We start from the raw sequence: 4687 nt of genomic DNA, 5'->3' as shown, positions 1-4687 counted from the left end.
GCTTTCCCTCTCATCTGGATACCCTCTATAGAGGCCTTGAGTATATTTAAAAAGCCTTTGGAATCGATAGTTTCCAAGCCTTTTACAGCAGCAGCACTCTTCATAAAAGCTGTCCCGTACAGAGGACCGGAAGCTCCACCCACTGTAGAAATAAGTGTCATAGCCACAGTATTAAGAATCGTAGTGCAGTCTTTTCCTTCGAGATCTTTGAGTTTAACTTTTACATTTGTAAAGCCTCTTGACATGTTGATACCGTGATCTCCGTCACCTATCGCTGTGTCCAGGTCATTTAGAAACATCTTGTTTTCTATTATACGATCCCCTATATTATTTAAAATATCTAAAAGTTTTTTGTTGTCAATCATAGTAATATCTCCTTTAGAATTGTTTGAATGCAGGTGTATCGGCTTTTGCATTTAAAAGTTTTTTAAGTTCGTCATCTAATTTTAAAATACTTATTGAGAATCCAGGCATCTCTAAAGATGTCATAAAATTACCAACATAAGTGTTTGCTATTATTATTCCTTTTTCTTTCAAGATACCTGCTACTTTTCTGTTTACTATGTATAGTTCCATAAGTGGAGTAGCTCCGAGACCATTTACCATGACAGCTACCTCTTCACCTTTTTCTATCTTGTTATCTTCTAGTATTTTATCCATGAGTTCCTGAGTATGCTCATCTGCACTTTTTAGTTTTTCCTTAGACACACCTGGCTCTCCGTGGATTCCAAGCCCTATCTCTACCTCGTCATCTCCCAGGACAAACCCTTTTTTACCGGCGGCAGGTACTATGCATGCATCTAGAGACATTCCCATACTTCTTACATTTGCGATTACTTTTTCAGCGACCTTTTTTACTTCAGCAAGATCTCTTCCCTCTTCAGCAGCAGCTCCTGCTATTTTATGGATAAATACAGTTCCTGCTACTCCTCTTCTACCAGCAGTATAAGTACTGTTTTCCACAGCGACGTCATCATTGACAACCACTTTTTCTACTTTAATATCGTCCATAGCAGCCATCTCTGCAGCCATCTCAAAATTCATTATATCTCCAGTGTAGTTTTTTATAACGAGGAGAACTCCGTTTCCTCCGTCTACAGCCTTTATAGCTTCAAGCACCTGGTCCGGTGTAGGTGAAGTAAATACTTCTCCGGCCACAGCACCATTTAGCATACCTGTACCTACATAACCACCGTGTGAAGGCTCGTGTCCGCTCCCTCCTCCGCTAACAAGGGCTACCTTGCCTTTAATAGGTGAATCTTTTCTAACAAGGACATGAAACCCGTCTAATTTTTTCAAGTATTCAGGATGTGCTTCTACAACACCTTCCAGCATTTCAGTTACGACATTTTCAGGGCTGTTAATTATTTTTTTCATACATCTCCTCCTCGATTATTTTTATATGTAAAATTAAATTTTTTATCTATGTATTCTTTTAATAAAATTTGTTCCAATTCCTTTATTATTTATAATTTTTATATTCTAAAAATAAAAAAACACAAATACTAACAGCCACATGACTGTCTGTATTGTGTAGTCTCTCACCATCTCCGCTACATATTATTTTAAGAGTTTGAATTTAAAAATCCTTTATAAATCTTTTTGTACTTATTTCTTACAATTTAATGATATTTCATTTTTAGCACAAAGTCAATAAAATAGCATAGGGATATTTTTTATACTGCATTTTAGAGGAAGGATTTAAAATTTCAGAAAAGTAAATTATTACAGAATAAAATCGGAAAGAGTATAACTGCAAAGATTTTTTTTGTTTTGTGTTTACAGATTTGTATACTTACCGTAATTTATTCTTTAGTAAAATACTTATTCCTTATAGATGTAGTGGGATTCACTGAGTAATCCGATGAGGAGGAGAAAAGATGAAGATATTTGGGCACAGAGGAGCTTCAGGATACGCCCCACAAAACACCATATCGGCCATGAAACTGGCAGTTGAACAGGGATCTGATGGAATAGAGCTCGATGTGCAGCTGACAAAAGACAATGAGGTGGTGATTTGTCATGATTGGGTTATAGATAGGGTATCTAATGGAAATGGAAAAGTAGATGATTTTACATTAGATGAGATTAAAAAATTTGATTTTGGGTCATATTTTTCTGAGGAATTTAAAGGGGAAAAAATCCCAACTCTGGCTGAAATTTTGGATCTTTTACCCAAAGATATGATACTGAATATAGAACTTAAGATAAAAGCTACAAACAAGGGACCTCTTGCTGAAAGAGTTGCAGATTTACTGGCATCACATGACAGGATTGAAAATACAATTATATCGTCCTTTAATCATCCATGCTTGAAAAAGATCAAAATCCTGCTTCCTGAAGTCAAAGTTGCATTTCTTTATGAAGGGTACCTTTTGAATCCCGGGAAATATATGATTGATTCAGAAATGGATATTTACAGTTTTCATCTCAATCTAAACTATATAAATAAGGAGATCATAGAAGATCTCCATAGCTACAAAAAAATGGTATATGTATGGACTTCTGATGATCCAGAGACCACCAAAGAATTATTTGATATGGGTGCAGACGGCGTAATGACAAATTTTCCCATGGATATGAAAAATGCTTTGTCTAAATACTACGTAGAAAAGAAAAAATCTGAATCCTGAAAAAATTTAAATTCTGAACTTATAAACTCTGATTTCCTGAAAACTCACAAATTATCTTTGGAGGCCTCTGTCTCTAATGATAATACTCTGGACCGACTTCTTCCTAAATAAGTAAAAATAACTCCTAAAAATGAAAATGACATCATCAACAGGGTATACTGCAAATTGTTGAAGTTGTAAAAAAATGAAGCTACCATACTGGCAACGAAGGTTCCGCCGTTGGTGACGATGGACATTACTGAGGCACTAGAACCCTGGAATTTCCTTTCCAGAGACAATATATACTGACTGTATGGAGAGTTTATTATGCCTCTCATAAACATCAGGCTAGATAAGGTTATGAGTATAATAAACAGGGTGCTGTTAAAAATCAAGTTTATACCAGTCAGAAGAACCAGCAGAGCAATTATAATTTTAGTTGATATTAAAATCACTTTTTCACTTTTCATTTTTCTCACAAGAGGAGGTGAAATGGTATTTCCTATTACATAGGCCAGCAATATAGGCAGCTGTACAAATGAGTATTCCTGAGGAGACTGGTGGAGATTGTCAATAAGCATATGTGCACCTGCTGTAATCCATATGAGAAACATTCCTGCATGGGAAGCCACAGATAAACTATGAAGAATGAAAACTTTATTTTTAAATGCCAAGGACAATCCCTGGAAACTATTTTTCAAAGTCATATTTCTCGATAGCTCTCGGTTGGAGGTCTCAGGCATATAGAAGTATATGAGAATCAGAATAATAGCTATAAACAGGAGATCTATTGCAAATATACCACGCCAGGAGGTGAATTTTATGATGAGAGCACCTATTATCGGTCCCAGTATAGGTGCGAGCATGATCACGTTTACCGTTAGTGAGATGGCTCTCACTGCTTCGTCTTCATCATAATATTCATTGAGTGAAGCCATTCCTGCAGCAGAGAACATGCATGTCCCTGCACCCTCTAAGAACCTAAAAAATAAAAATGTGGTTACACTGTGGGTAAAAATTATTCCAAAGGTTGCTATGGAAAAGAATAATCCTCCCCCCAACAGGGAATTTCTTCTTCCGTATTTGTCACTCAGAGGACCTGCAAAAAACTGTAAACTCAGGGCTCCTAGCAGATAAAATCCAACGCCGTAGGAGATCATTCCTTTACTGGATCCCATATCTTCTGCTATATCTCCTATTGCAGGCAAAAACATATCATTGGCAAGGAACACAGCTACAGCATAAAGGGCTACTAAAATATAAAAGTTTTCTGTTAAAAAATGTTTTTTCATGAGGAAGCCCCTTTATATATAAATTTTTTCCTGGTTTTTACAAGTAGGATTTTTTCATTATAACCTACAACATAAAAACCGTAAACAATAAAAGTCCTGAATGCTAAAATAAAATTTTAAAATAAAAAAAAGCTGCCAGTTAAGGCAGCTTTAATTATTTAATTATACAGTTTTGATGTTAGAAGCTTGAGGACCTTTTTGCCCTTGAGTGATCTCAAAAGTTACTTGCTCTCCCTCTTCTAAAGTTTTGAATCCGTCCTTTTGAATTTCAGAAAAGTGTGCGAATACATCTGTTCCGTCCTCAGAAGTGATAAATCCAAATCCTTTTTCCCCATTAAACCATTTTACAGTTCCCTTTGCCATTTGTAATACCTCCATAAATTTTGTTTTGAAATTTAGAACAATCTTTAACTAAATCATCACAAAACTCATAAAGTATTGAACGAAAATTAGAAATAAATTTTATTCTGAATCACTAAAGATATAATAACATAAATATAAAAAATAGTAAAGATAAATATAATTAATAAAGGGAAGATTACGAAAGAATCTTCCCTTTATTCTGCAGAATTTTTTATTTTAAACTTAACATCGGTCCTAAAGGTCTTCCTGCCATCAAATGAAAATGCAGATGGAATACCTCTTGTCCACCGTAACTGTTACAGTTTGTAATCACTCTGTAGCCGTCTTCAGAGACCCCTAGATCCTTTGTTATCTTGCCGATAGCCAGATAGGCTTCGCCTATGAGGACTGCGTCTTCAGGAGTAATGTCATTGATAGTGG

At 35.5% G+C, this 4687-nt stretch carries 6 protein-coding genes; 1 reads left to right on the top strand and 5 read right to left on the bottom strand.

Annotated features, from left to right (window positions below; all coding sequences use genetic code 11):
• On the bottom strand, positions 1 to 365 hold a 365-nt coding region (dhaL, locus tag ABZA26_RS08105; RefSeq protein WP_372714021.1), incomplete at its 3' end, for a dihydroxyacetone kinase subunit DhaL.
• Between the two features lie 13 nt (positions 366 to 378).
• Positions 379 to 1377: a dihydroxyacetone kinase subunit DhaK gene (dhaK, locus tag ABZA26_RS08100; protein ID WP_372714020.1), complete on the bottom strand. Its 999-nt coding sequence runs from the start codon at positions 1375 to 1377 to the stop codon at positions 379 to 381.
• Positions 1378 to 1880: 503 nt separating this feature from the next.
• Here dhaK and ABZA26_RS08095 point away from each other — a divergent pair.
• Positions 1881 to 2633, top strand: a complete 753-nt coding sequence (locus tag ABZA26_RS08095; RefSeq protein WP_372714019.1) for a glycerophosphodiester phosphodiesterase — start codon at positions 1881 to 1883, stop codon at positions 2631 to 2633.
• 44 nt (positions 2634 to 2677) lie between these two features.
• Here the strand turns inward: ABZA26_RS08095 and ABZA26_RS08090 are convergent, their stop codons facing one another.
• From ABZA26_RS08090 to ABZA26_RS08080, 3 genes are all read right to left on the bottom strand, one after another.
• Entirely contained in the window at positions 2678 to 3904 is a 1227-nt protein-coding gene (locus ABZA26_RS08090; RefSeq protein ID WP_372714018.1) for an MFS transporter, read from the bottom strand.
• Positions 3905 to 4066: 162 nt separating this feature from the next.
• A complete protein-coding gene (locus ABZA26_RS08085) occupies positions 4067 to 4267 on the bottom strand; it encodes a cold-shock protein (RefSeq protein ID WP_372714017.1) in 201 nt (66 codons plus the stop codon).
• 211 nt (positions 4268 to 4478) lie between these two features.
• A partial coding sequence (locus tag ABZA26_RS08080; protein WP_372714016.1) for an HIT domain-containing protein occupies positions 4479 to 4687 on the bottom strand: 209 nt, incomplete at its 5' end.

The sequence above is a fragment of the Ilyobacter sp. genome (assembly GCF_041583315.1).
Classification (GTDB): Bacteria; Fusobacteriota; Fusobacteriia; order Fusobacteriales; family Fusobacteriaceae; genus Ilyobacter.
This window is presented reverse-complemented; position numbering and strand designations above follow the sequence as displayed.